Genomic DNA, 22,307 nt, shown 5'->3' on the forward strand with positions numbered 1-22,307 from the left:
ACCTCAGATCCTTTCATGCATATCGAGAACGCGAACGAGCTCATCGGTCGCGCGGTCGAGATCGTCATTCACCACGACGTCGTCGTAGCGGTCGGCAAGGGCAAGCTCATCGGCGGCGTTTGCCATACGCAGCTCAATCGTCTCGGGCGTCTCGGTACCGCGACCGACTAGACGCTCGCGGAGCACCTCAAGCGAAGGCGGCTTGATAAAGATCAGCACGGCCTCGGGGAAACGCTCCTTCACCTGCAGGGCGCCCTGGACATCGATCTCCAAAATCAGAGACGAGCCCGAGGCGAGCTTGGATGTGACCTCGCTCACCAACGTGCCGTAGCAGTTACCGTGGACCTCGGCCCACTCAACAAACTCACCGTTTGCCACGCGGCGGTCGAACTCCTCGCGCGTCAGAAAAAAGTAGTTGACGCCGTCGACCTCACCTTTGCGTGGTGCTCGCGTGGTAGCCGAAACCGTCAGACCCAGGTTCGAGCGGCGCTCGCGCACACGAGTGACGAGCGTACCCTTGCCTGCGCCTGACGGTCCAGAAATCACAAAGAGCTTGGAATCCTGAGCGCTCACTTATTTGGTCAGCTGCTCGAGGAGCTGCTCGCGCTGACGGACGCCGAGGCCCTGGACGCGACGAGTAGCGGAGATACCGAGCTCCTCCATGATCTTGGCGGCCTTGGCCTTGCCATAACCAGGGAGAGACTCGATGAGGGTGGAAACCTTCATGCGGGAAGCGATGGGGTCATCGGAGTTGAGCACGGACTCGAGGGACTTCTCGCCCTTCTTGATCTGCTCGCGAAGCTCAGCGCGGGCGTGACGTGCGGCGGCAGCCTTCTCAAGAGCCTGCTTGCGCTGCTCGTCGGTAAGCCGAGGGAGTGCCATTCGTACCTCCAAATAGTTGGGTTATATCTGATTCAATAATTGGCATTTTAGCACGTAGAACGTACAAAATGCCTAATCGCGGCTCCATAGGTTAGACGATACCCGCAAAAAGTGCAATATACTGCGCCCAAAGTTAAGCCCCTGACCTGCGATTCCACACAAAGGATGGGAAAGTTTACGCAGGCACAGGGGCTATTTTGTGCTAATGAGACCCAAAAGTGGTGACTTAGGGGAATCTTTTACGCGACGTTTTCGACCAGCTCGGCGACGATGGCGTCAAAGGCGGCAACCGGATCGTCGGCACCGGTGATGGGACGGCCCACCACAATGTGGCTTGCGCCACGCTCGATAGCCTGGGAAGGCGTCGCCACGCGGGACTGGTCACCAAGGGCGGCACCCACCGGACGCACACCCGGAGTCACGATCAGGGCATCAGGACCCAGCAGCTCACGCATGTCGTGAGCCTCCATCGGCGAGCACACGATGCCGTCGATGCCGTTGGTCTGGGCAAGCTTTGCCAGACGGGCGGCTTCCTCGGCCACGGGAGACTCGACGCCGATCTCGCTCAAGGCATCCTGATTCATACTCGTGAGCACGGTAATGGCGACGAGCTTGGCGCGGTCCTCGCGCGCCTCCTCGGCACCCTCACGGCACGCGGCGAGCATAGCGCCCGAACCCAAGCCGTGGACCGAGAGCAGGTCGGCACCGGCAAGCGAGGCCGAACGGGCGGCACCGCGCACCTGATGCGGAATGTCATGGAACTTAAGGTCGAGGAAGACCTTGAAGCCCAAGTCCTTGAACGTCTTGACGATCTCGGGACCCTCGGCGTAATAGAGCGTCATGCCCACCTTGAGCCAGACGGCGTGGCCCGAAAGCTCATGGGCGAGCTCGAGCGCACGCTCACGATCGCAGTCGAGGGCGACGATAACACGGTCGCGGGCATCATTCTCTAGCATTCGAAAACACCTACCAGCTCGTTGATATCCTTCACGCCCTGGGACTCTGCCCAAGCCTCGAGCTCGCGCGCGATCTTAATCGAAGCGCACGGATCGACAAAGTTGGCCATACCGACCGACACGCAGGTGGCGCCGGCCAGGATAAACTCGGCAGCATCCTCGCCGGTCATGACACCGCCGACGCCGTTGATGGGGATATCGACGGCCTGAGCGACCTCCCAGACCATGCGAACGGCGATGTGGTGGCACAGCGGGCCCGAAAGGCCGCCCTTGGGCTTGGCAACACGGGACTTGCGGGTGTGCACGTCAATGGCCATGCCCTGGATGGAATTGATGACCGAAAGGCCGTCGGCGCCGGCGGCCTCGAGAGCCTTGGCAATCTCGGCGACATTAACCGGAGCCATCTTTACGAACAGCGGCTTATCGGTCACCTTGCGGCAGGCAGCCATAACGGAAGAGGCGCCCTCGGGCGTGGAGCCCATGGCGGCACCGCCGGCGGCGATATTAGGGCAGCTCACGTTGATCTCGTAGCCGGCAGCCCAGGGACACAGCTCGACATACATCTCGAGCGCGCGGACAAACTCGTCAACGGAGTGGCCGGCAACCTGACAGATGACCTGGCAGCCGTCCTTGGACAGCTGTTCGAGCCACGGACCGGACTCGCGGGCAAAGGCGGCCACGCCGGGGTTCTGAAGGCCCACGGAGTTGATCATACCGCCGGGAATCTCGGCCATGCGGGGCGCGGGGTTGCCGGGCCAGGGCTCGGCAGCGCAACCCTTGGTGGTGATGGCGCCCAGCTGGGAAACATCAAAGAAGTTCTGGAACTGCCAACCGTAGCCAAAGGTACCGGCTGCGGTGTTGATGGGGTTCTGCATCTTGACGCCGCCGAAATCGACGGCCATGTTAACGGTACCCACTAGAAGACCACCACCTTGGAAGCATCGAACACGGGGCCGCACATGCAAGCACCCTTCATACCGTCGACCGTCTCGACATTGCAGGTGTTGCAGGCGCCAAAGCCACAGCTCATCATGCGCTCGAGGGACACCTCGCAGTACGCACCGGCCTCGGCGGCAGCGGCGGCGACTTTCTTCATCATGACAGCGGGGCCGCAGCTGGCGACGTAGTCGTAGCCGCCCTCGCCAAGCAGCTCAGCGGCAGGATCGGTGCAAAAACCGTGCGTGCCGAGCGAGCCGTCGTCGGTGCACACGTTGACCGTGGCTCCCAGCGCGCGGAACTCATCGACGCCCACGGCCTTGGACGCGGTGCCAAAGCCCAGGCACACGTCGACGGCCACACCCTGCTCGACGAGCATGCCGGCAAGGCACAGCACGGGCGGAACACCGATGCCGCCCGCAACGAGCAGCGCCTTCCTGGTGCCCTCGGGAACAAGCCAGCCGCGGCCGCCAGGGCCCAGCAGGTTAGAAGTGGAACCGGGGGCCATCTGCGACAGACGGCGGGTGTCGTCGCCCACGACGGCGTACCACAGCTCGACGGTGCCGGCCTGGGCGTCGGCGCGATAGAAGCTCAGGGGCACGCGAAGCAGCGAAGAGGCATCGCCGGGCACGGCGATGTTCACAAACTGACCGGGCTTGAGCGCACTTGCAAGCTTGGGGGCCGAGATTACGAGCGAGAAGATGCCCTCGGCGATCTCCTTGTTCGAGACGACCTCGAAGTCGTGCATGCGTGCAGTGGAAGGTGTGGGCATAGACGCTCCAATCCCCCATGCGGTTGCATGGTTCAGGCGAACAGAAAGCGCGGCACCGCAAGGGCGCCGCGCACAAAAGCGATAAGGCTATGCTAGCAGATGCAGCCGTCGGCGAGCGTCTGCTTGCCGCCGACAAACACATCGGTGGCACGACCGGTGAGCGTGCGGCCGGCAAAACCGGAATTCTCGGCACGCGACTCGTAGCCGTCCTCGCCGACCGTCCAGGTGGCAGACGCGTCGAAGACAGTCAGGTCGGCAACGGAGCCCGCCTTGACCTGAACCTGGTCGAGGCCCAGGATCTCACGAGGCTTGATGGCCATGAGCTCGACCATGCGACCCATGCTCATCTTGCCCGTGTTGACCAGCTCGGTGAGCACGAGCGACAGCGAGGTCTCGAGGCCGATCATGCCGAAGGGCGCCAGCTCGAATTCGCGGGCCTTCTCCCACGGAGTATGGGGAGCGTGATCGGTGACGATAGCGTCGACGGTACCGTCGATGACGCCCTGACGGATAGCCTCGGCGTCCTCGTCGGTACGCAGCGGCGGGTTGACCTTGAGCGAGGTGTTGTAGGTCTCGTCCAGGTCGTTCTCGGTCAGGAACATGTGGTGCGGCGTGGCCTCGCAGGTGACCTGCACGCCAGCTGCCTTACCGGCACGCACGAGCTCCAGGCCATGGGCGGTGGAGATGTGCTGGATGTGCAGCTTGGCACCGGTCAGCTTGGCGATCTCGATGTCGCGGGCGATCTGGAGCTCCTCGCCGGCAGCCGGCCAGCCCTCGAGAGCCAGACGGGTCGAGACCTTGCCCTCGTTGATCTGGCCGTGGCCGACCAGGTCCTCGTCCTGGCAGTGGCTCATAAAGACCTTGCCGAACATCTTGCCGTAGTCCATGCAGCGACGGAGCATGCCCGCGCCCTGCACGCCACGACCGTCGTCAGTGAAGGCGACGGCGCCGTGGGCGACCATATCGCCCATCTCGGACATGGCCTCGCCCTTAAGACCGCGGGTCATGGCTCCCGACGGATAGACGCGGCAGTGGCCGACCTCGGCAGCGCGGGACTTGACGAACTCCACGACGGTGCCGTTATCGGTGACGGGATCGGTGTTGGGCATGGCGCACACGCCGGTAAAGCCGCCCTTGGCAGCTGCACGGGTGCCGCTCTCGATGTCCTCTTTGACCTCGTAGCCGGGCTCGCGAAGGTGAACGTGCATATCCACCAGGCCGGGGACGAGATATTTGCCGGAAAGGTCGCGGACCTCGGCTCCCTCGACGGCGAGATTCTCGCCGACCTCGGCGATCTTATCGCCGTCAATCAGGACGTCAACGACACCGTCAAGCTCGACGGACGGGTCGACGACGTGGGCATTCTTAAGAAGCAAGGCCATTATCGGCACCTCCAAGCAGCAGATACAGGATAGCCATACGCACGCAGATACCGGCGTAGACCTGCTCCAGGATGACGGAGCGTTGCGGGTGGTCGGCCATATAGGAGTCGAACTCGACGCCGCGGTTGATGGGGCCCGGGTGACAGATGATCGCGTCGGGCTTCATGAGCTTCTCGCGGTCCTTGGTCAGGCCGAAGAGCTTGTGGTACTCACGAATGGTCGGGAACGGAGCGCCCTCGAGGCGCTCCTGCTGCACGCGCAGCATGTAGACGACGTCCAGCTCGGGGAGTACCGAATCGAGGTCGCTCGTCACGTGGTCGCAGCCCAGGACCTCGGGCGCCGGCGGCAGCAGCGTGCCGGGGGCGACGGCGTAGGTCTCGCAGCCCATGATCTTAAGTGCGGGGATCAGCGAGCCGCACACGCGGGAGTGCGCGATATCGCCGACGACGGCGACCTTCAGACCGTGGAAGTCACCCTTGTGCTCCCAGATGGTGTACAGGTCGAGCAGGGCCTGCGTGGGGTGGTTGTGCTTGCCGTCGCCGGCGCAGATGACGCTCGCGGGCGAGTTCTGCGTGACGATGTAGGGAGCACCGGCGTGCTTATCGCGAACGACGATGCAATCAATCTTGTAGGCGTTGAGGGTCTCGACGGTGTCGACGAGGCTCTCGCCCTTGACCGTGGAGGTCGAGGAGCCGCCAAAGTTGAGGCTGTCGGCCGAAAGGCGCTTCTCGGCGAGCTCGAAGGAGCTGCGGGTGCGCGTCGAGGGCTCGTTGAACATGTTGACGATGGTCTTGCCCTTGAGCGTGGGGACCTTCTTGATCGCACGCTCGTTGACCTCAGAGAACGCCTTGGCGGTCTCGAGGATGAGCTTGATGTCCTCTTCGGAGTACTCGGTAATGTCGATCAGGTGCTTATGGTTGAACGCCACGGTACTACTCACCTCCCAGCGGCGCGGAGCCCACGTGGGAACCCGGCGCGACGTCGTTAATCTCGACGGCGGTGTGGCCGTCGACTTCCTTCATATATAGGTGCACGTTCTCCTCATGCGACGAGGGAACGTTCTTGCCGACAAAGTCCGGCGAGATGGGGAGCTCACGGTGACCGCGGTCAACGAGAACTGCCAGCTCGATGCGGCTCGGACGGCCCAGGTCCATGACGGCATCCAGAGCGGCGCGGATAGTACGGCCCGTATACAGGATGTCGTCCACCAGCACGACGCGCTTGCCGTCGACGCTGAAGGGAATGTTGGTAGCGTGGATCGCGGGAGCGAAATTGGTCGCATAGTCATCGCGGTAGAAGCTGATGTCCAGGCTGCCGAGCGGAACGTCGACGCCCTCGATCTCCTTGATCTCCTCGGCGAGCTTCTTTGCCAGAAGGTCGCCGCGCGTGACGATGCCGACCAGAGCGAGGTCTTCACAGCCCTCGTTGCGCTCGAGAATCTCGTGCGCGATGCGGGTCATCGCTCGATTGACGGCGGTCTCGTCCATGATGACCGCCTTGGGGGAAGTCGTGCCCATCGATCTCCTTCCTCACATGTCTTGACTGCTGACACAGTCAAAAAAATAGATGCCCGACCGCTTAAAGCGGACCAGACACCCACAGGAAGGGCTGCTCTTTGGCAGCTATGTAATTCCATGTGGGTATCTCGTACCCCTTTAATGGTCAAGGGATAGTGTAGCCAACCTCGAGCTTAATTGCGAGCATAAATACAGAACAATCCGTAAACGGGCGCAGGCGCTCCATAAACCTATATATATTTGTGGGACGAGCTTGAAAACGCACGCACGAGCTGGCATAATTCCCTCTGCTACACGCAAATCGGATCTACGTCCAGGGCCGTGGCGTGAGCACTATCGCCAAAAGAGGAATATCTCTGTGTAGATTACGCACAGGGAGCTGCTTCTGTGCTATAGTTCAGGCTTGTTTGTTAACGCGACATGTTCGTTTGTCGCCCAAGGAGGGTCAGTTATGTCCAAAGTTTGCGAAGTTTGCGGTAAGCACCCCGTTGCCGGTCGCTCCATCAGCCACTCTCACCGCGTCACCAACCGTAAGTTCCGCCCCAACATCCAGCGCGTTTACGTCGTCGTCGATGGTCACCGTCGCAAGATGAACGTTTGCTCCACCTGCCTCAAGTCCGGCAAGGTTGCGCGCTCCTAAATAAGGTCTTACCAACAAGTACCTCGGACTCTCCGGGTCAAAGACCTCGCGTTCACATAGAACTTACCAAAGGCGTCCTCCCCTACGGAGGGCGCCTTTTTTGCACTCATTGGGGACAGACTTAGATGAATGCTTTCCTAAGCTCACAGTGCATCGATCGGCCCCAATCCATACCTCAGGCCGCCTCGTTCCAGCCTGTGGTGGCCTTGGTTACGCTTGTAGCGCCGATACCGGTGATACGGGCAATTTGCTTGACCGTAAGATGGGCCCGCCTGAGCCTTAGCAGACAGGCATCGCGTTCGGGGCGTGGCAGGGCCTTGAGCAGCGCAGGATCAATGCTCGGCAGGGCCTCGTGTGCGACGGTAAGGGCATCCTCGTCGGGAATCCGTCGACGCGGAAGAATCTCAACTGACCAGATCCGCTCGGCAACTTCCTTAAGATGCTCGCAATAGCGACGGGAACCCCCGACAATATCGAGCATGGGGGCCGCATCGCAGATATCAAAGGGATCGTATCCCAGCTGGTATGCCTTGTAGCTTGACCAGCGGTAGGCATCAAGCGAGTCGAGCGCACCTTTCACGGGATTGAGATGGATATAATCGAGCAACTGCACCGCCTGCGTGTCCGACTCGACCGCGACCCGCGAATAGCGATTATCAAACAGGTGGCCCGTTCTTCCGGTTTTCCCATTGAAATACTTGGCATAGGCCGTCAGCGCGCACTGCATTGCCTTTGAAAGGTTGTCAAATGGGTCATCAACCATCAAATGGAAGTGGTTGTCCATAAGGCACCAGGCCAACACCGCCACGTCATGGCAAGCAAACCTGTCCGAGATGTCCGATAAGAAACGATAGCGGTCGGAGTCATCTTCAAAAATAATCTGTTTGGAATTGCCGCGGTCATAGACGTGGTAATAGCCGGTGAGCGAAACGGCGCGGGCGCATCGGGGCATAATCTCTCCTTTCAAAACTGTACAGGCAACACCTAAAAGGAGAGAAGCAACGCGAAATGCTGAGCCTGTGACCTATTTATATACAATGAACGACAAAAACATGCCCAAAACGACAAAATGACAAATCGATGTCTGTCCCAAATGAGTGAAAGCACCCATGTAAGCCTGTCCCCAATGAGCGGGGCGATGCAGCAGGCAGATAATTAGTTGAAACGTTTCAGTTTGTTGAAGCGTTTTAGTGTGCCTTTTACAGGAATCTTACCGCTCACCGAATTATTTATTGCTATCATGCAAGGCGTAGGGTAAATCTCCGATCGCAAGGAGACACAAATGGTGAAAAAGTCACCGGAAAACACTACTCCCGCAATTGTGGACAACGTAGAGGCGCTTGAGGCTAAGCTCGCTCAGATGCGAGAGGCCCAGGCGCTTTTTGCTACGTACACGCAGGAGCAGGTCGACAAGATCTTCTATGAGGCCGCCATGGCCGCCAACAAGGCTCGTATCCCGTTGGCGAAGATGGCCATCGAGGAGACCGGCCGCGGCGTTCTTGAGGACAAGGTCATCAAGAACCACTACGCCGCAGAGTACATCTACAACGCTTACAAGAACACCAAGACCTGTGGCGTTCTGGAGCGCGACGAGGCTTACGGCATCACCAAGATCGCCGAGCCCATCGGCATCGTGGGCGCCGTCATCCCGACGACCAACCCCACCTCCACCGCGATCTTCAAGACGCTGATCAGCCTGAAGACCCGCAACGGCATCATCATCTCCCCGCACCCGGCAGCCGCCAAGTGCACCATCGCCGCCGCCAAGCTCGTGCTTGACGCCGCCGTCAAGGCCGGCGCCCCCGAGGGCATCATCGGCTGGGTCGATGTCCCCTCCATCGAGCTGACCAACATGGTCATGCGCGACGTCGACATCATCCTCGCCACCGGTGGCCCGGGCATGGTCAAGGCCGCCTACTCCTCGGGCAAGCCCGCCCTGGGCGTTGGCGCCGGTAACACCCCGGTCATCATCGACGACACCGCCGACGTGCTGCTCGCCGTCAACTCCATCATCCACTCCAAGACCTTCGACAACGGCATGATCTGCGCTTCCGAGCAGTCCGTGACCGTCATCGACACCATCTATGACCAGGTCAAAGCCGAGTTCCAGAAGCGCGGCTGCTACTTCGTCAAGCAGGGTGCCGAGATGGAGGCCCTGCGTGCCGCCATGTTCAAGAACGGCGCTCTCGATCACCGCATTCCCGGCATGGCTGCCGCCAAGATCGCCGAGCTCGCCGGCATCGAGGTTCCTGCCAAGACCAAGATCCTGATCGCCGAGGTCACCTCCACCGACCCCGCCAAGGAGGAGTTCTCCCACGAGAAGCTCTCCCCGGTCCTGGCCATGTATCACGCCAAGGACTTCCAGGAGGCCGTCGACAAGGCCGAGCACCTGGTGCTCGCCGGTGGCCCGGGCCACACCGCCTCTCTGTACGTGCACCCCGCCCAGGCCGAGAAGATCAGCCTGTTCGAGCACGTCATGAAGGCCTGCCGTATCGTCATCAACACCCCGTCCTCGCACGGCGGCATCGGTGATCTGTACAACTTTGGCATGAAGCCGTCTCTGACCCTGGGCTGCGGCTCCTGGGGCGGCAACTCCGTCTCCGAGAACGTTGGGGTGAAGCACTTGATCAACGTTAAGACTGTGGCCGAGCGCCGTGAGAACATGCTGTGGTTCCGCGCTCCTGAGAAGGTCTACTTCAAGAAGGGTTCCACGCCCGTCGCTCTCGACGAGCTCGGTACCGTCATGGGCAAGAAGCGCGCCTTCATCGTCACCGACCAGTTCCTCTTCAAGAATGGCAACACCCGCGCCATCGAGGCCAAGCTCGACGAGATGGGCATCGCCCACGACTGCTTCTACGACGTCGAGCCCGATCCGTCGCTGCAGTGCGCACGTCGCGGCGCCAAGCAGATGGCTCTCTTTGAGCCGGACGTCATCATCGCCGTCGGCGGTGGCTCCGCTATGGACGCCGGCAAGATCATGTGGATGATGTACGAGCACCCCGAGTGCAAGTTTGAGGACATGGCCATGGACTTCATGGACATCCGCAAGCGTATCTTCACTTTCTCCGAGATGGGCAAGAAGGCCTACTTCGTCGCCGTCCCGACCTCTTCGGGTACCGGCTCCGAGTGCACGCCGTTTGCCATCATCACCGACAAGGAGACCGGCATCAAGTGGCCGCTCGCCGACTACGCGCTGCTCCCCAACATGGCTATCGTCGACGCCGACAACTGCATGACCGCCCCGCGCGGCCTGACCGCTGCCTCCGGCATCGACGTCATGACCCACGCCATCGAGTCCTACGTCTCCATCATGGCTTCCGACTACACCAAGGGCCTCTCCGAGCGCGCTGCTAAGCTCGTCTTCGAGAACCTGCCCTCCAGCTTCACGAACGGCGCCAAGGACCCGCATGCCCGCGAGGAGATGCACAACGCCTCTTGCATGGCCGGTATGGCCTTCGCCAACGCCTTCCTGGGCCTCAACCACTCCATGGCTCACAAGCTCGGCGCCTTCCATCACCTGCCTCACGGCCTCGCCAACGCCGTCATCCTGACCCGCGTTATGCGCTACAACGCCGCCGAGGCTCCCGTCAAGATGGGTACCTTCTCCCAGTATCCTTACCCCAACGCGCTGCACAACTACGCCGAGATGGCCAAGTACTGCGGCATCGAGGGCAAGGACGACAAGGAGGTCTTCGAGAACTTCATCACGAAGCTCGAGGAACTCAAGGACTTCATCGGCGTCAAGAAGACCATCGCCGACTACGGTGTTGACGAGCAGTACTTCCTCGACACCCTCGACGAGATGACCGAGCAGGCATTCAACGACCAGTGCACCGGCGCAAACCCGCGCTACCCGCTCATGAGCGAGATCAAGGAGCTCTACCTGGACGCCTACTACGGCCGCGAGCCTCAGGACTACGCCGTCTGCTAGTTTTAGCACGGTTTTTAACGGCGGGGGTGCACGGGTGTTTCACACACCCCCGCCGTCGCTTCTATCGCATCGTTGAAAGGATGCAACCATGCTGCTACCCGATTCCAAGACCGAGCTCGTCCGCCGTGGCAACAAGGTCGTTTACGACCTGGGCGACAAGATCGTCAAGGTCTTTAACGAGACCAAGCCTGTCTCCGACGTGTTCAACGAGGCTTTGAATCTTGCCCGCATCAATGAGTGCGGCATCCGCAGCCCCAAGGCTCTCGAGGTTTCCCAGCTCGAGAACGCCAACGGCTGGGCGCTCGTGACCGAGAAGGTTCCGGGCACCACCCTTGCCGAGAAGATGACTGCTGAGCCCCAGCGCTTTGGTGAGTATCTCGAGATGTTCGTCGACCTCCAGATCGAGATCCACGGCTATACCTCCCCGCTGCTCAACCGTCAGCGCGACAAGTTCGCCCGCATGATCGACAGCCTTGATCAGCTCAATGCCACCACGCGCTACAACCTTCAGGAGCGTCTGGACGGCATGACCAAGGAGTTCAAGGTCTGCCACGGCGACTTCAACCCCTCCAACGTCATCGTCGGCGACGACGGCCAGCTCTATGTGTGCGACTGGGCACACGCCACCCAGGGCTCCCCTGCTGCCGACGTTGCCACCACCTACCTGCTCTTCGCCCTCAACAGCAAGGACCAGGCTGAGGCCTACTTGGAGCTCTACTGCGACCGCGCCGAGATGCCCATGCAGGTCGTGCGTCAGTGGACGAGCATCGTCGCCGCTTCCGAGCTCGCTCGTAAGCGCAACGTGAACGATGAGTTCCTGAAGAACTGGATCGACGTCGTCGATTATCAGTAATATCTGAGCGATTTATTTCGCATCGGAGGCACAAGAAAACCCCGCAGCTCATATGGGCTGTGGGGTTTTCTTTACCCATCGAGTTTATTCCAACAAAATAGACTGCTCCGCATCTCATCCTAAGAGAGATACGGAGCAGCCCCGCAATTACATCTAATAGCAGAAACGTCGATTAACGGCGGGCCGCCTTAACAAGCTCGGCAATCTTGGCGACGACCTCGTCGATCGCCACGTCCTCACGCTCGCCCGTGGCACGGTCCTTGAGCTCCACAGTACCATTCTTGAGGCCACGCTTGCCAAGCACGACCTGATACGGGAAGCCCATGAGGTCGTTATCGGCAAACTTAAAGCCAGGACGCTCGTCACGGTCATCGACGACAACCTCGATACCCTCGGCGCACAGGCCCTCGACGATTTGGTCGCAAACGTTAGCGCACTCCTCCTTCTTGGGATCGAGCGGAATCACCGCGACCTCGTACGGGGCAACGGAGACCGGCCAGACGATGCCGTGTTCGTCGTTGTGCTGCTCCACGACGGCAGCAAGCGAGCGGGACACACCAACGCCGTAGCAACCCATGATAAGCGGCTTCTCCTTGCCGTCCTCGTCCATAAAGGTGGCGCCCATGGCCTCGGAATACTTGGTACCCAGCTGGAAGACCTGCGAGACCTCGATGCCGCGAGCAGCAGAGAGCGGCTTGCCGCAGTGCGGGCAGGGATCGCCGGCAACGACGGTTACCAGGTCGGCCCACTCGTCGACGGTAAAGTCGCGCTCGGGGCAGGCACCGGTAAAGTGATAATCGACCTCGTTGGCACCGCAGGCCCACTGCTTGGACTCGCGCAGGCTCTCGTCGCACACCAGGCGAATGCCCTCGGGCAGGTTAACCGGTCCGATAAAGCCCTTATGCAGACCGTAGGTCTGGAGCTCCTCATCAGTCATCATGCGATAGGCCTTGCCAAAGACATGCTCGGCCTTGCAATCGTTGAGCTCGTGGTCGCCCGGAACAATGGCCACGACGGGCTTGCCCTCGGCGTCGAGGAGTGCCAGAGACTTGCGCGTGCCGTTCTCGGGGAAGCCGAAGAACTTTGCAACGGCCTCGATGGTGCCCATGCCCGGAGTCTCGACCTTGGTAAGCGTACCGTCGCCAGGACCCTCGGTCACAACGACCTTGGTGCTTGCCGCCTCATCGTCGGCAGCGAAGCCGCAATCGTCGCAGTAGACGAGCGAAGCCTCGCCAGCGTCGGCCAAAGCCATGTACTCGACGGAGGTATCGCCACCGATCTCGCCGGAGTCGGCGACAACGGGCAGAGCCTTGATGTAGCAGCGCTCGCAAATGTTGGCATAGGCCTGCTTCATCTTGTCGTACTCCTCCTGCAGGCTCTCCTGCGTAGCAGAGAAGCTGTAGGCGTCCTTCATGATGAACTCGCGACCGCGCATCAGGCCAAAACGGGGACGGAACTCGTCGCGGAACTTATCCTGGATGTGATAAAGGTTCACTGGCAGCTGCTTGTAGGAACGCAACTCATTGCGCACCAGGGCAGTCACGGTCTCCTCGTGCGTGGGTCCGAGCACAAACTCGCGGCCGTGGCGGTCATCAAAGCGCACAAGCTCCTTGCCATAGGCATCGATACGGCCGGACTCACGCCACAGCCCGGCATCGACCATGATGGGCATCATGAGCTCCTGAGCACCGGCGGCATCCATCTCGTCGCGCACGATGTTCTCGATCTTGCGGATCGAGCGCCAAGCGAGCGGCAGATAGGAATACAGGCCGGCGGCCTCCTTGCGGATCATGCCAGCGCGAAGCAGCAGACGGTGGCTCGCTAGCTCGGCATCCGCCGGATCCTCTTTGAGCGTCGGCGCATAGAGCTTAGACATATACATTGCTCGGGTCATTTATTTCTCCTCAATAAGTTTGTCGACCTCGGCCATAAGCGCGTCGACAATTTGGTCCTCAGCTACTTTACCAATGATCTGGCCATGCGAAAAGAGCAGGCCCTGACCACGTCCGCAGGCAACACCCAGGTCGGCGTCAGATGCCTCTCCGGGGCCGTTGACCGCACATCCCATCACGGCGATCGAAAGCGGCGCGGAATAGTTCTTAAGCCGCTCGGTGACCTCCTCGGCGATGGGAATCAGGTTAACCTGGCAGCGGGCGCACGTGGGGCACGAGACAATCTCGGGACCACGGCGACGCAGGCCCAGCGACTGTAGAATTCCCCAAGCGACCGGCGGCTCCTCAACCGGATCGGCCGTGAGCGACACACGCATGGTGTCACCGATGCCTTCGGAAAGCAAGATACCCAAGCCTACAGAGCTCTTGATGGTGCCCTGAAGCTTGGTCCCCGCCTCCGTCACGCCCAGGTGGAGCGGAACATGCGGTATCTCGCGCGACAGGGCGCGATAGGTATCAAGTGTCGTCTGTACGCTATGGGCCTTGGCGGATAGCACGATGTTGGTAAACCCACGGTCCTCAAAGTGCCGCACAAAGCGTTCGCTCGACATCACGAGCTTTTCGGGCTGCGTGAGGTCGTCGCGCTCGGCAATATCTTGCTCAAGCGAGCCCGCGTTCACGCCAATGCGAATCGCGCAGCCCGCGGCACCCGCGGCATCGATGACGGCATCGACCTTAGCCCAATCGCCGATATTGCCGGGGTTGATGCGCAGCTTAGAGGCACCAGCCTCGACAGCGCCAATGGCAAGCTTATGGTTAAAGTGGATATCGGCGACAATCGGCACCGGAGACTCGGCACAGATGGTGCGGAAGCCCTCAAGCGCGGCCTCGGAGGGCACGCTCACGCGCACGATATCGCAGCCAGCCTGCGCCAACGCGCACACTTGCGCAAGCGTTGCCTGGGCATCAGCGGTATCGGTGCAGGTCATAGATTGGACCACCACCGGCGCGCCGCCACCGATCTGCACGCCGCCCACATGCACGGGGCGCGTCAGCTCGCGAGGCAAAGGATGGGATAAAGACAATCCAAACACTCCCCTACAGAATAAATCGAAGGATGTCGGAACGAAGCATATAGACAAACAGCAGCGCAAAGAGCGCGATACCCACATAGCTCACAATCGTCTGGACCTTGAGCGGAAGCTCGCGGCCCGCAATCTTCTGAATGATCTCGATGACTAGCTTGCCGCCATCGAGTGGCGGGATGGGCAGCAGGTTCATAAAGCCAAGCGAGAATGAAATGAGGGCGGCAAACGAAAGGAACGTGGCAGGGCCGGCAGCAGCAGCCTGTGAGGACATAACGCTAATACCCACGATCGAAGAAGACTGATCGAGAATCTCCATCGTATGCTGCGGCTGGAGTAGGCGCATCACGCCATCCGCCGTCTGTACAACATAGGAGAATGACAGACGCGCCGAGGTGATCGGGTCTAAACGGACCACCTGCGTAGAGGCATACACACCTAGGCGCTCGTCCTCTTTGAGCGCAACCGTGGTCGAATGCTGCTTGCCGTCACGCTCGTACTCGATGGCGATATCGTCCTTACCGGCGGCCTTGCCGATGGCATCGTAGACATCCATCCAAGTAGAACATGAGACACCGTCAACCGAAAGGATCGCATCACCGCCCTCGATACCCGCCTTGGCGGCAATAGACCCCTCGTCAACCTGACCGATCACGTTGGTATCCATCGGCACGGTGACACCCGCAATGGAATAGATGCTCATAAGGAGCAAAAAACCCGTCAAGATATTGACGATAATGCCTGCGAGCAGCATAAAGGCGCGCTTGAGAAAACCTTGGCCAAGATAGGTGTGCGAGCGTTCTTGCGCAAGGAACTCGGCCTCGCCGCACGGCAGCTCCCACACATCGCCCTCGGCAGTCGCATGTTCGCGATCGAAACGGCGACCATCAAAGGTGGTATAGCCTGCCGTGTCTCGTGGCAACGTCTGATATTTGGTGGGATAGTAGCTCGGCGAGGGCTTCTCCCCTTCCTCATACCAGGGCGCGATGGAGCCCCAGCCCAGCAAAAGGGCGCAAGCCTCGAGCACATCCTCCTCGGAAAGCTCGAGCTCGACAGCAAGATCGGCCACGGTCACGCGACCATGACGGTAGATAGCCGCTAGCACGCGATCGGCGCACGAGACGTCGGTCGGGTCCATACCGCAGATGGCAGCGTAGCCGCCCAGCAGCAGCGGGGTCACGCCAAACTTGGTTCCAATGCGACGCGACGTGTAATGGATGTCAAAGCGGCACGGCAGGCCCAAAAAGAACTCGGTCACACGGACGCCGCAGGCACGCGCCGCCAAAAAGTGGCCGCCCTCGTGCAAAAACACGAGGACGGAAAGCATCAGCAGGCCCCAAAAGACCGATGAGAGAACGCTCAGAACAGTATCCATAAAACGAAAAAGCAATCCTTATGGGTTAGGAACGGGTTGCGACGAGCACCTGCGCAGCCTTTTCACGCGCCCACGCATCGATGTCGCGAAGCTGCTCAAACGAATCGACCGCCTGCATATCGTGGGCATCCATGCAGGATTCCACAATGCGATCGATATCGGTAAAGCTGCAGCCATCGTGCAGAAAGGCATCGACGGCGACCTCGTTGGCGGCATTGAGCACGCACGGCATGGTGCCACCCGTCTTGCCGGCACGCTCGGCCAGTGCCAGACAGCGGAAGGTATCCATGTCGGCAGCATCAAACGTGAGCTGTCCCAGCTCGCGGAAATCGATACGAGGCGCCGGGGTATACCAACGCTCGGGATACGAAAACGCGAACTGGATGGGAATACGCATGTCGGAAGCACCAAGATGCGCCATCACGGAGCCGTCGGCGAACTCGACCATAGAGTGAATCTTAGACTGACGCTGCACGACCACGTTAATGAAATCGAGGTCGCAGTTGAACAGATGCATGGCCTCAATGCGCTCCAGGCCCTTGTTCATGAGGGTGGCGGAGTCGATGGTGATCTTGGCACCCATGGCCCACGTGGGATGTGCGAGGGCATCGGCACGCGTCACGCGGTCGAGATCGCCGCGCGTGCGGCCAAAGAACGGACCGCCCGAGCAGGTGAGCCAAATACAATGAGCCTCGCGTGGGTTCTCCCCCAGATAGCACTGGTAGATGGCGGAGTGCTCAGAGTCGACTGGAATTAGCTGGCCCGGTTGTGCCAACGGCATAAGCAAGTCGCCACCGACGACGAGGGACTCCTTGTTGGCAAGGGCAAGGCGCTTATTTGAGGTCAAGGCCGCATGGCTCGCCTCCAGACCGGCGGCACCCACAATAGCGACGAGCACACAGTCGACATCGTCGCGACGCGCGAGCTCGCAAACCGCCTGCGCGCCAACGCCGAGCTTCGTTCCCTCGGGCAACTCCTGCAGCACGGCGTCATCGCCATGAGCGACATCGGCCACGGCAACCGCCGAAACCGAGAACTCGCGGGCAGCGGCAACAAGCTCGGAGGTACTGGAGTTAACGGACAGCGCCGTCACCTGCAGTCGATCGGCATGCTGACGGCACACATCGAGCGCCTGGGTGCCGATGGAGCCCGTACAGCCCAGGATGGCAACGCGAAGGCGTCCGTCGGGGCCATACGTCGTCTGGAATGACATTACAGCACGCCTCCGATCATCAAAAGCAGCTGCGCGGTAATGCAGCCAAAGATAAGCGAGTCGCTACGGTCGAGCATGCCGCCATGGCCCGGGATAAGGTTGCCGGAATCTTTGACGCCCACACCGCGCTTGATGCGCGACTCGATAAGGTCGCCGATAACGCCCAGAATGGACACGACCACGCCGCACAGCAGCGCATAGGGCAGGCTGAGCTTGTAGAAGTGCGTCGCCCACAGGATGAGCCAAATCAAAACCGAACCCAGGATGCCGCCGACAAACCCCTCCCAGCTCTTTTTGGGTGAGATCTTGGGAACCATCTTGTGCTTGCCGATACGACTGCCCACGATGTAGGCAAACGAATCGGAGACCCAAAGGGACGCGCAAACGCCCACCGAGAGCAGGGCGCCGGCAAAACCGGGCACGGCATCGCGCAGCAGCACGATAGCCGACAGCATAAAGCCAGTGTAGATTGGACCCATGAGCGTCACGGCCACATCAGAGATGCGGGTACGCGGCGACCAGACATACCAAATGCCCACAGCGAGCATTAGGGCAAAAAGCAGGGCATTCAGCAACATCGAATCACCCAACGCCGACAGCGGAAAGAGCACGGCGGCAGCGATACCCATGCGCTCGTTAGCCATCTTGCCATCGAGCCTTGTCATACGGAAAAACTCATAGCAGCACAGACCACTCATGACGGAAACAAAGATGGCCGTGGGCACGATACCCAAAACCAGGCACAGGATAAAGACGACGGCGTAGACGATACCGGCGGCGGCACGGGTAATAAAGCCCGCCAGCCACGAACCGGTGCCGCTCTTCGCTGCAGGCGCTCCCGCAGTGGCAGCTTTGCGCGCAGGCGTCTTGAGAGCAGATGCCTTGGGACGATCGGACACGATTAAGCCTCCTCGGTCTTGCTCAGTCCACCAAACCTACGGTCACGGCCCTGATAGGCCAAAATGGCGTCGACAAGGCCCCAACGATCAAAGTCGGGCCAATAGGTATCGGTGACGTAGAATTCAGAATAAGCCACCTGCCACAGCAGATAGTTCGAAAGGCGCAGCTCACCAGAGGTGCGAATCACAAGCTCAGGATCGGGAAGGCCGGCAGTATAGAGGTGGGAAGCCACCATGTCGTCATCAATTGCGGCAGGATCGATCTTACCGGCGGCAGCGTCGAGTGCAATCTGACGGACAGCGCGGGTAATCTCGGCACGCGCGCCGTAGTTGACGGCAAGCGCCAGCGTCATACCGGTGTGATCGGCGCACTCGGCAAGACCGCGTTCAAAAACGTCGCGGGTCTTCTTGGGCAGCGCGGAAATGTCGCCCAAAAAGACAACACGCACATTTTCGCGCTTCAGAAGCGGCAGCTCGTCGATAAACGTCTTGGCAAACAGGTGCATCAAGACGTTGACCTCATGCTGCGGGCGGTTCCAGTTTTCGGTAGAAAACGCATAGGCAGAAAGCACGTCGACGCCCAAACGCACGCAGGCAGTAATGATCTCGCGAAGGGAGACGATACCCGCCTTGTGGCCCTCAGTGCGTGCAAGACCGCGCGACGTGGCCCAACGACCGTTGCCGTCCATGATGCACGAGATATGGTGCGGAATGTTATTGAGGTCAAGGTCGGAAAAACCGACGCCCACAGGGGCGTCGGCAAAGTACTCGACCAGTTTATGCTCGTCGTATTGCACCTTAGATCTCCATGACCTCGGCTTCTTTTTCCTTCAGAAGCTCCTCGACCTTGGCGACATACTCATCGGTGTGCTTCTGGACCTTGGCCTGCTCGCGACGGACATCGTCCTCGGTGAGCTCCTCATCGCGCTCGAGCTTGTTGTTGAAGTCGCGACGGATGTTTCGGATAGACACCTTGGCCTGCTCAGCGTACTCGCGGCACTCCTTGACGAGCTCGCGACGGCGCTCCTCGGTGGGAGCCGGGAACGGCAGACGCACGACGGTGCCATCGGAGTTGGGGGTAATACCCAGATCGGAAGCGCCGATGGCCTTGACGATAGCGTTGATGAGCGCCTTGTCCCACGGCTCGATGAGCAGCATGTGGGCCTCGGGGGCCTTTACGGCGGCAACCTGCGTAACCGGCGTGGGAACACCGTAATAATCGACGGTGATGTCGGACAGAATGTTAGCGTTGGCGCGGCCGGTACGGACCTTGGAGAAGTTATGCTTGAGGGACTCGAGCGACTTGTCCATGTGGGCGGTGATGTTCTCTGCCATGCTTAATCCTCCTGATAGACGAGCGTGCCGACGGGCTCACCCGAAAGCGCGCGCTTGACGGTGTCCTCGCCATCGATGTTGAGGACCAAAATCGGCATACGGTTATCCTGGCACAGAGCCGTAGCCGTGGAATCCATAACCTGCAGACCGCGGACGAGAACCTCGTGGTAGGTGATCTTGTCAAAGCGGACGGCATCGGCGCACTTGACGGGATCCTTGTCGTAGATGCCGTCAACCTTGGTGGCTTTAATCAGAATCTCGGCGCCGATCTCGCACGCACGAAGAGCCGCGGCGGTGTCGGTCGTAAAGTACGGATTGCCCGAACCGGCGGCAAAAATAACGACGTTGCCCTTGGAAAGGTGATTGATGGCGCGACGGCGAATATAGGGCTCGCAGATCTCGTTCATCTGGATAGCGCTCATCACGCGGCAGGGAACATCGTTATGCTCGAAGGCATCCTGCAGGGCGAGCGCGTTCATAACGGTTGCCAGCATGCCCATGTAGTCGGCCTGAGCACGCTCCATGCCACCGGCAGCGCCGGCCATGCCGCGGAAAATATTGCCGCCGCCGACAACGACGCCGACCTCATGGCCAACGGCGAGCAGCTCCTTGACCTGTTTGGCAAGATGGTCGGTAACCTTGGGGTCGATGCCATATTGGCCGTCGCCCATCAGTGCTTCGCCGGAAAGCTTCAGAAGCACGCGTTTATATCGGATGTCGGACAAAGCGATCCTCCTTTAGATTGAACTCTCAACATTCTATCAAAGGCTCTAAGAAGAGCCATGAAAAAGCAGGCTGTGAGTAAAACCCACAGCCTGCTCATTACCAGCTACAAGAGCTTATTTACTCGCCACGGACCAGACGGTCAAAGGCAACGACGGTAATGGTGTCGCCGAGCTCCTTGGAGACCTGCTCAGCGTACTTCTTGATGGTGAGGGAGCTGTCCTTGATGAACTCCTGCTCGGTGAGCACGGACTGCTTGTAGAACTTCTCCAGACGGCCGACAGCCATCTTCTCCTGGATAGCCTCGGGCTTGCCGGACTCGGCAGCCTGAGCCATGTAGATCTGCTTCTCGTGCTCGACGGTCTCGGCCGGAACCTGATCGCGGGTAGCGCAGATCGGGGCGACGGCGGCAACCTGAAGGGCAACGTCGTGAGCGAAGGTCTTGAAGGACTCAGCCTGAGCGGTCTCGGCCTTCTCGAAGGCGAACTCGACGAGGACGCCGATCTTACCACCCATGTGGATGTAAGAAGCGAGCGCGCCGTTCTCGGCCTTGCGGGCAGCGAAGCGGGAGATCTTCATGTTCTCGCCCATGATGTGAATCATCTCGGTGAGCTCGGAGGAAACGGTCTCCTCGCCCATCGGCTTCTCGAGCAGAGCGTCGACATCGGCAGGCTCGGTGGTAGCGACAACCTCAGCGACCTTGGAAGCAAAGCCGGTGAACTTGGCGTTGGAGCCAACGAAGTCGGTCTCGCAGGAGAGCTCGAGCAGAGCGCCGGTCTTGCCATCCTCGGAGACGAACGCGGCGACAGCGCCCTCGTTGGTCTCGCGGCCAGCCTTCTTGGCAGCCTTGGCGAGGCCGTTCTTACGAAGAACGTCGACAGCGGCGTCCATGTCGCCGTCAGCCTCGACGAGAGCCTTCTTGCACTCCATCATCGGGGAGTCGGTCATCTCGCGGAGCTGCTTGACCATAGCGGCGGTAATCTGGGCCATTGTGGTTCCTTTCAAAGAGATGAAAAAGAATTAACTAAGACTGATTTACTCGGCCTTGGGCTCAGCGGCCATCTCGGCCTCGGAGACCTGCTCCTTGCCGGAGCCAGCGAGGCAGGCGTCAGCCATGAGCTCGCACATAAGGGTGACAGCAGAGATAGCGTCATCGTTGCAGGGGATGCCGTACTCGACCTCGTCGGGATCGGAGTTGGTGTCGATCAGAGCGACGACGGGGATGTTCAGGCGCTGAGCCTCCTTGATGGCGTTCTCCTCGCGCTTGGTGTCGATGACAAAGAGAGCCTGGGGCAGACCCTTCATGTCGCGGGCGCCACCGAGGTTGGTCTGGAGCTTGGTGAGCTCCTTGCCGAGAACAGCCTGCTCCTTCTTGGGGAGCACTGCCATGCGGCCGTCCTCGACCATGGCCTCGAGCTCCTCCATGCGGTTGATGCGGGAGCGGATGGTGACGAAGTTGGTCAGCATGCCGCCGAGCCAACGCTGGTTGATGTAAGGCATGTTGGCGCGCTCAGCAGCGTTCTTGACGGCCTCCTGAGCCTGCTTCTTGGTGCCGACGAACAGCACGTTGCCGCCCTTGGCGACGTTCTTGACGAAGGTGTAGGCCTGGTCGGCGTCGAGGATGGTCTGCTTGAGGTCGAGGATGTAGATGCCGTTGCGCTCACCGAAGATGAACGGCTTCATCTTGGGGTTCCAACGACGGGTCTGGTGACCGAAGTGGCAGCCGGCCTCGAGCAGGGTGCGGATATTAATCTTGGTAGCCATGTTAAACCTCCTGTGGTTTGCCTCCGCGCGGGGTCATCCTCCAAAACCAACCCGGACATGTGCTACCAAAGCCCGGGCACCACGGTATGAAGTAGCCGCGCGTGTGTGATAAAAACCTGTTGCCGTGAAGCAACCCGATGAATGATAGCAGG

The 22,307-nt window shown here is 60.2% G+C and carries 22 protein-coding genes; 3 read left to right on the top strand and 19 right to left on the bottom strand.

Annotated elements, in window-relative coordinates; translation table 11 throughout:
* Positions 1-3 precede the first annotated feature (3 nt).
* The 8 genes from gmk to pyrR all read right to left on the bottom strand — a co-directional run bounded on the left by gmk (position 4) and on the right by pyrR (position 6,445).
* Positions 4-573, bottom strand: a complete 570-nt coding sequence (gmk, locus tag DW821_RS00255) for a guanylate kinase (protein ID WP_099431806.1) — start codon at positions 571-573, stop codon at positions 4-6.
* A complete protein-coding gene (mihF, locus tag DW821_RS00260; RefSeq protein WP_118064936.1) occupies positions 574-882 on the bottom strand; it encodes an integration host factor, actinobacterial type in 309 nt (102 codons plus the stop codon). It abuts the gene before it with no gap.
* Positions 883-1,121: 239 nt separating this feature from the next.
* Positions 1,122-1,838, bottom strand: a complete 717-nt coding sequence (gene pyrF, locus DW821_RS00265; RefSeq protein WP_117583213.1) for an orotidine-5'-phosphate decarboxylase — start codon at positions 1,836-1,838, stop codon at positions 1,122-1,124.
* Positions 1,832-2,740, bottom strand: coding sequence for a dihydroorotate dehydrogenase (locus tag DW821_RS00270; protein WP_199584242.1), 909 nt, complete (start codon positions 2,738-2,740; stop codon positions 1,832-1,834). The genes pyrF and DW821_RS00270 overlap by 7 nt, the downstream gene beginning before the upstream one ends.
* 14 nt (positions 2,741-2,754) lie before the next feature.
* Positions 2,755-3,522 (bottom strand): dihydroorotate dehydrogenase electron transfer subunit, encoded by a 768-nt coding sequence (locus DW821_RS00275; protein WP_118065171.1) that lies wholly within the window; start codon positions 3,520-3,522, stop codon positions 2,755-2,757.
* A gap of 116 nt (positions 3,523-3,638) precedes the next feature.
* Positions 3,639-4,928, bottom strand: coding sequence for a dihydroorotase (locus DW821_RS00280; RefSeq protein WP_117639911.1), 1,290 nt, complete (start codon positions 4,926-4,928; stop codon positions 3,639-3,641).
* Complete coding sequence (locus DW821_RS00285; RefSeq protein WP_035138537.1) at positions 4,912-5,856, bottom strand: aspartate carbamoyltransferase catalytic subunit; 945 nt, start codon at positions 5,854-5,856, stop codon at positions 4,912-4,914. The genes DW821_RS00280 and DW821_RS00285 overlap by 17 nt, the downstream gene beginning before the upstream one ends.
* Positions 5,857-5,860: 4 nt before the next feature.
* The gene (gene pyrR / locus DW821_RS00290) at positions 5,861-6,445 is read right to left on the bottom strand and encodes a bifunctional pyr operon transcriptional regulator/uracil phosphoribosyltransferase PyrR (RefSeq protein WP_006236123.1); all 585 of its coding nucleotides are present in this window, start codon (positions 6,443-6,445) and stop codon (positions 5,861-5,863) included.
* 451 nt (positions 6,446-6,896) lie between these two features.
* On the opposite strand from pyrR, the gene rpmB reads away from it, so the two are divergent.
* Positions 6,897-7,085 (top strand): 50S ribosomal protein L28, encoded by a 189-nt coding sequence (gene rpmB, locus DW821_RS00295; protein ID WP_022094725.1) that lies wholly within the window; start codon positions 6,897-6,899, stop codon positions 7,083-7,085.
* Positions 7,086-7,260: 175 nt separating this feature from the next.
* Here rpmB and DW821_RS00300 read toward each other — a convergent pair whose 3' ends face one another.
* Positions 7,261-8,037, bottom strand: coding sequence for a transposase (locus DW821_RS00300; protein WP_117816872.1), 777 nt, complete (start codon positions 8,035-8,037; stop codon positions 7,261-7,263).
* Between the two features lie 330 nt (positions 8,038-8,367).
* On the opposite strand from DW821_RS00300, the gene adhE reads away from it, so the two are divergent.
* Together adhE and DW821_RS00310 are read left to right on the top strand one after the other, a co-directional pair.
* Entirely contained in the window at positions 8,368-11,016 is a 2,649-nt protein-coding gene (adhE, locus tag DW821_RS00305; protein WP_118064940.1) for a bifunctional acetaldehyde-CoA/alcohol dehydrogenase, read from the top strand.
* 88 nt (positions 11,017-11,104) lie between these two features.
* Complete coding sequence (locus DW821_RS00310; protein WP_118064942.1) at positions 11,105-11,869, top strand: aminoglycoside phosphotransferase family protein; 765 nt, start codon at positions 11,105-11,107, stop codon at positions 11,867-11,869.
* A gap of 172 nt (positions 11,870-12,041) precedes the next feature.
* Here DW821_RS00310 and DW821_RS00315 read toward each other — a convergent pair whose 3' ends face one another.
* From DW821_RS00315 to rpsB, 10 genes are all read right to left on the bottom strand, one after another.
* A complete protein-coding gene (locus tag DW821_RS00315) occupies positions 12,042-13,763 on the bottom strand; it encodes a proline--tRNA ligase (protein WP_233552965.1) in 1,722 nt (573 codons plus the stop codon).
* Positions 13,764-14,846 (bottom strand): flavodoxin-dependent (E)-4-hydroxy-3-methylbut-2-enyl-diphosphate synthase, encoded by a 1,083-nt coding sequence (ispG, locus tag DW821_RS00320; RefSeq protein ID WP_118064944.1) that lies wholly within the window; start codon positions 14,844-14,846, stop codon positions 13,764-13,766. It lies immediately after the preceding gene.
* A 13-nt stretch (positions 14,847-14,859) separates the two neighbouring features.
* Positions 14,860-16,221, bottom strand: a complete 1,362-nt coding sequence (locus DW821_RS00325; RefSeq protein ID WP_117776220.1) for an RIP metalloprotease — start codon at positions 16,219-16,221, stop codon at positions 14,860-14,862.
* 25 nt (positions 16,222-16,246) lie between these two features.
* Complete coding sequence (gene dxr / locus DW821_RS00330; RefSeq protein WP_118064946.1) at positions 16,247-17,434, bottom strand: 1-deoxy-D-xylulose-5-phosphate reductoisomerase; 1,188 nt, start codon at positions 17,432-17,434, stop codon at positions 16,247-16,249.
* Entirely contained in the window at positions 17,434-18,333 is a 900-nt protein-coding gene (locus DW821_RS00335; protein ID WP_233552967.1) for a phosphatidate cytidylyltransferase, read from the bottom strand. Before DW821_RS00335 ends, dxr begins: the two co-directional genes overlap by 1 nt.
* A gap of 2 nt (positions 18,334-18,335) precedes the next feature.
* Positions 18,336-19,130 (bottom strand): isoprenyl transferase, encoded by a 795-nt coding sequence (locus DW821_RS00340; RefSeq protein WP_117803152.1) that lies wholly within the window; start codon positions 19,128-19,130, stop codon positions 18,336-18,338.
* 1 nt (position 19,131) lies between these two features.
* Positions 19,132-19,668: a ribosome recycling factor gene (frr, locus tag DW821_RS00345; RefSeq protein ID WP_118064948.1), complete on the bottom strand. Its 537-nt coding sequence runs from the start codon at positions 19,666-19,668 to the stop codon at positions 19,132-19,134.
* 2 nt (positions 19,669-19,670) lie between these two features.
* Positions 19,671-20,393, bottom strand: a complete 723-nt coding sequence (gene pyrH, locus DW821_RS00350; RefSeq protein WP_035138557.1) for a UMP kinase — start codon at positions 20,391-20,393, stop codon at positions 19,671-19,673.
* Positions 20,394-20,511: 118 nt separating this feature from the next.
* Positions 20,512-21,381: a translation elongation factor Ts gene (gene tsf / locus DW821_RS00355; protein ID WP_022094736.1), complete on the bottom strand. Its 870-nt coding sequence runs from the start codon at positions 21,379-21,381 to the stop codon at positions 20,512-20,514.
* A 45-nt stretch (positions 21,382-21,426) separates the two neighbouring features.
* On the bottom strand, positions 21,427-22,155 hold the full coding sequence (rpsB, locus tag DW821_RS00360) for a 30S ribosomal protein S2 (protein ID WP_006236109.1): 729 nt from the start codon (positions 22,153-22,155) through the stop codon (positions 21,427-21,429).
* Positions 22,156-22,307: the final 152 nt, after the last annotated feature.

Source organism: Collinsella sp. AM33-4BH (assembly GCF_003469205.1).
Taxonomy (GTDB): Bacteria; Actinomycetota; Coriobacteriia; order Coriobacteriales; family Coriobacteriaceae; genus Collinsella.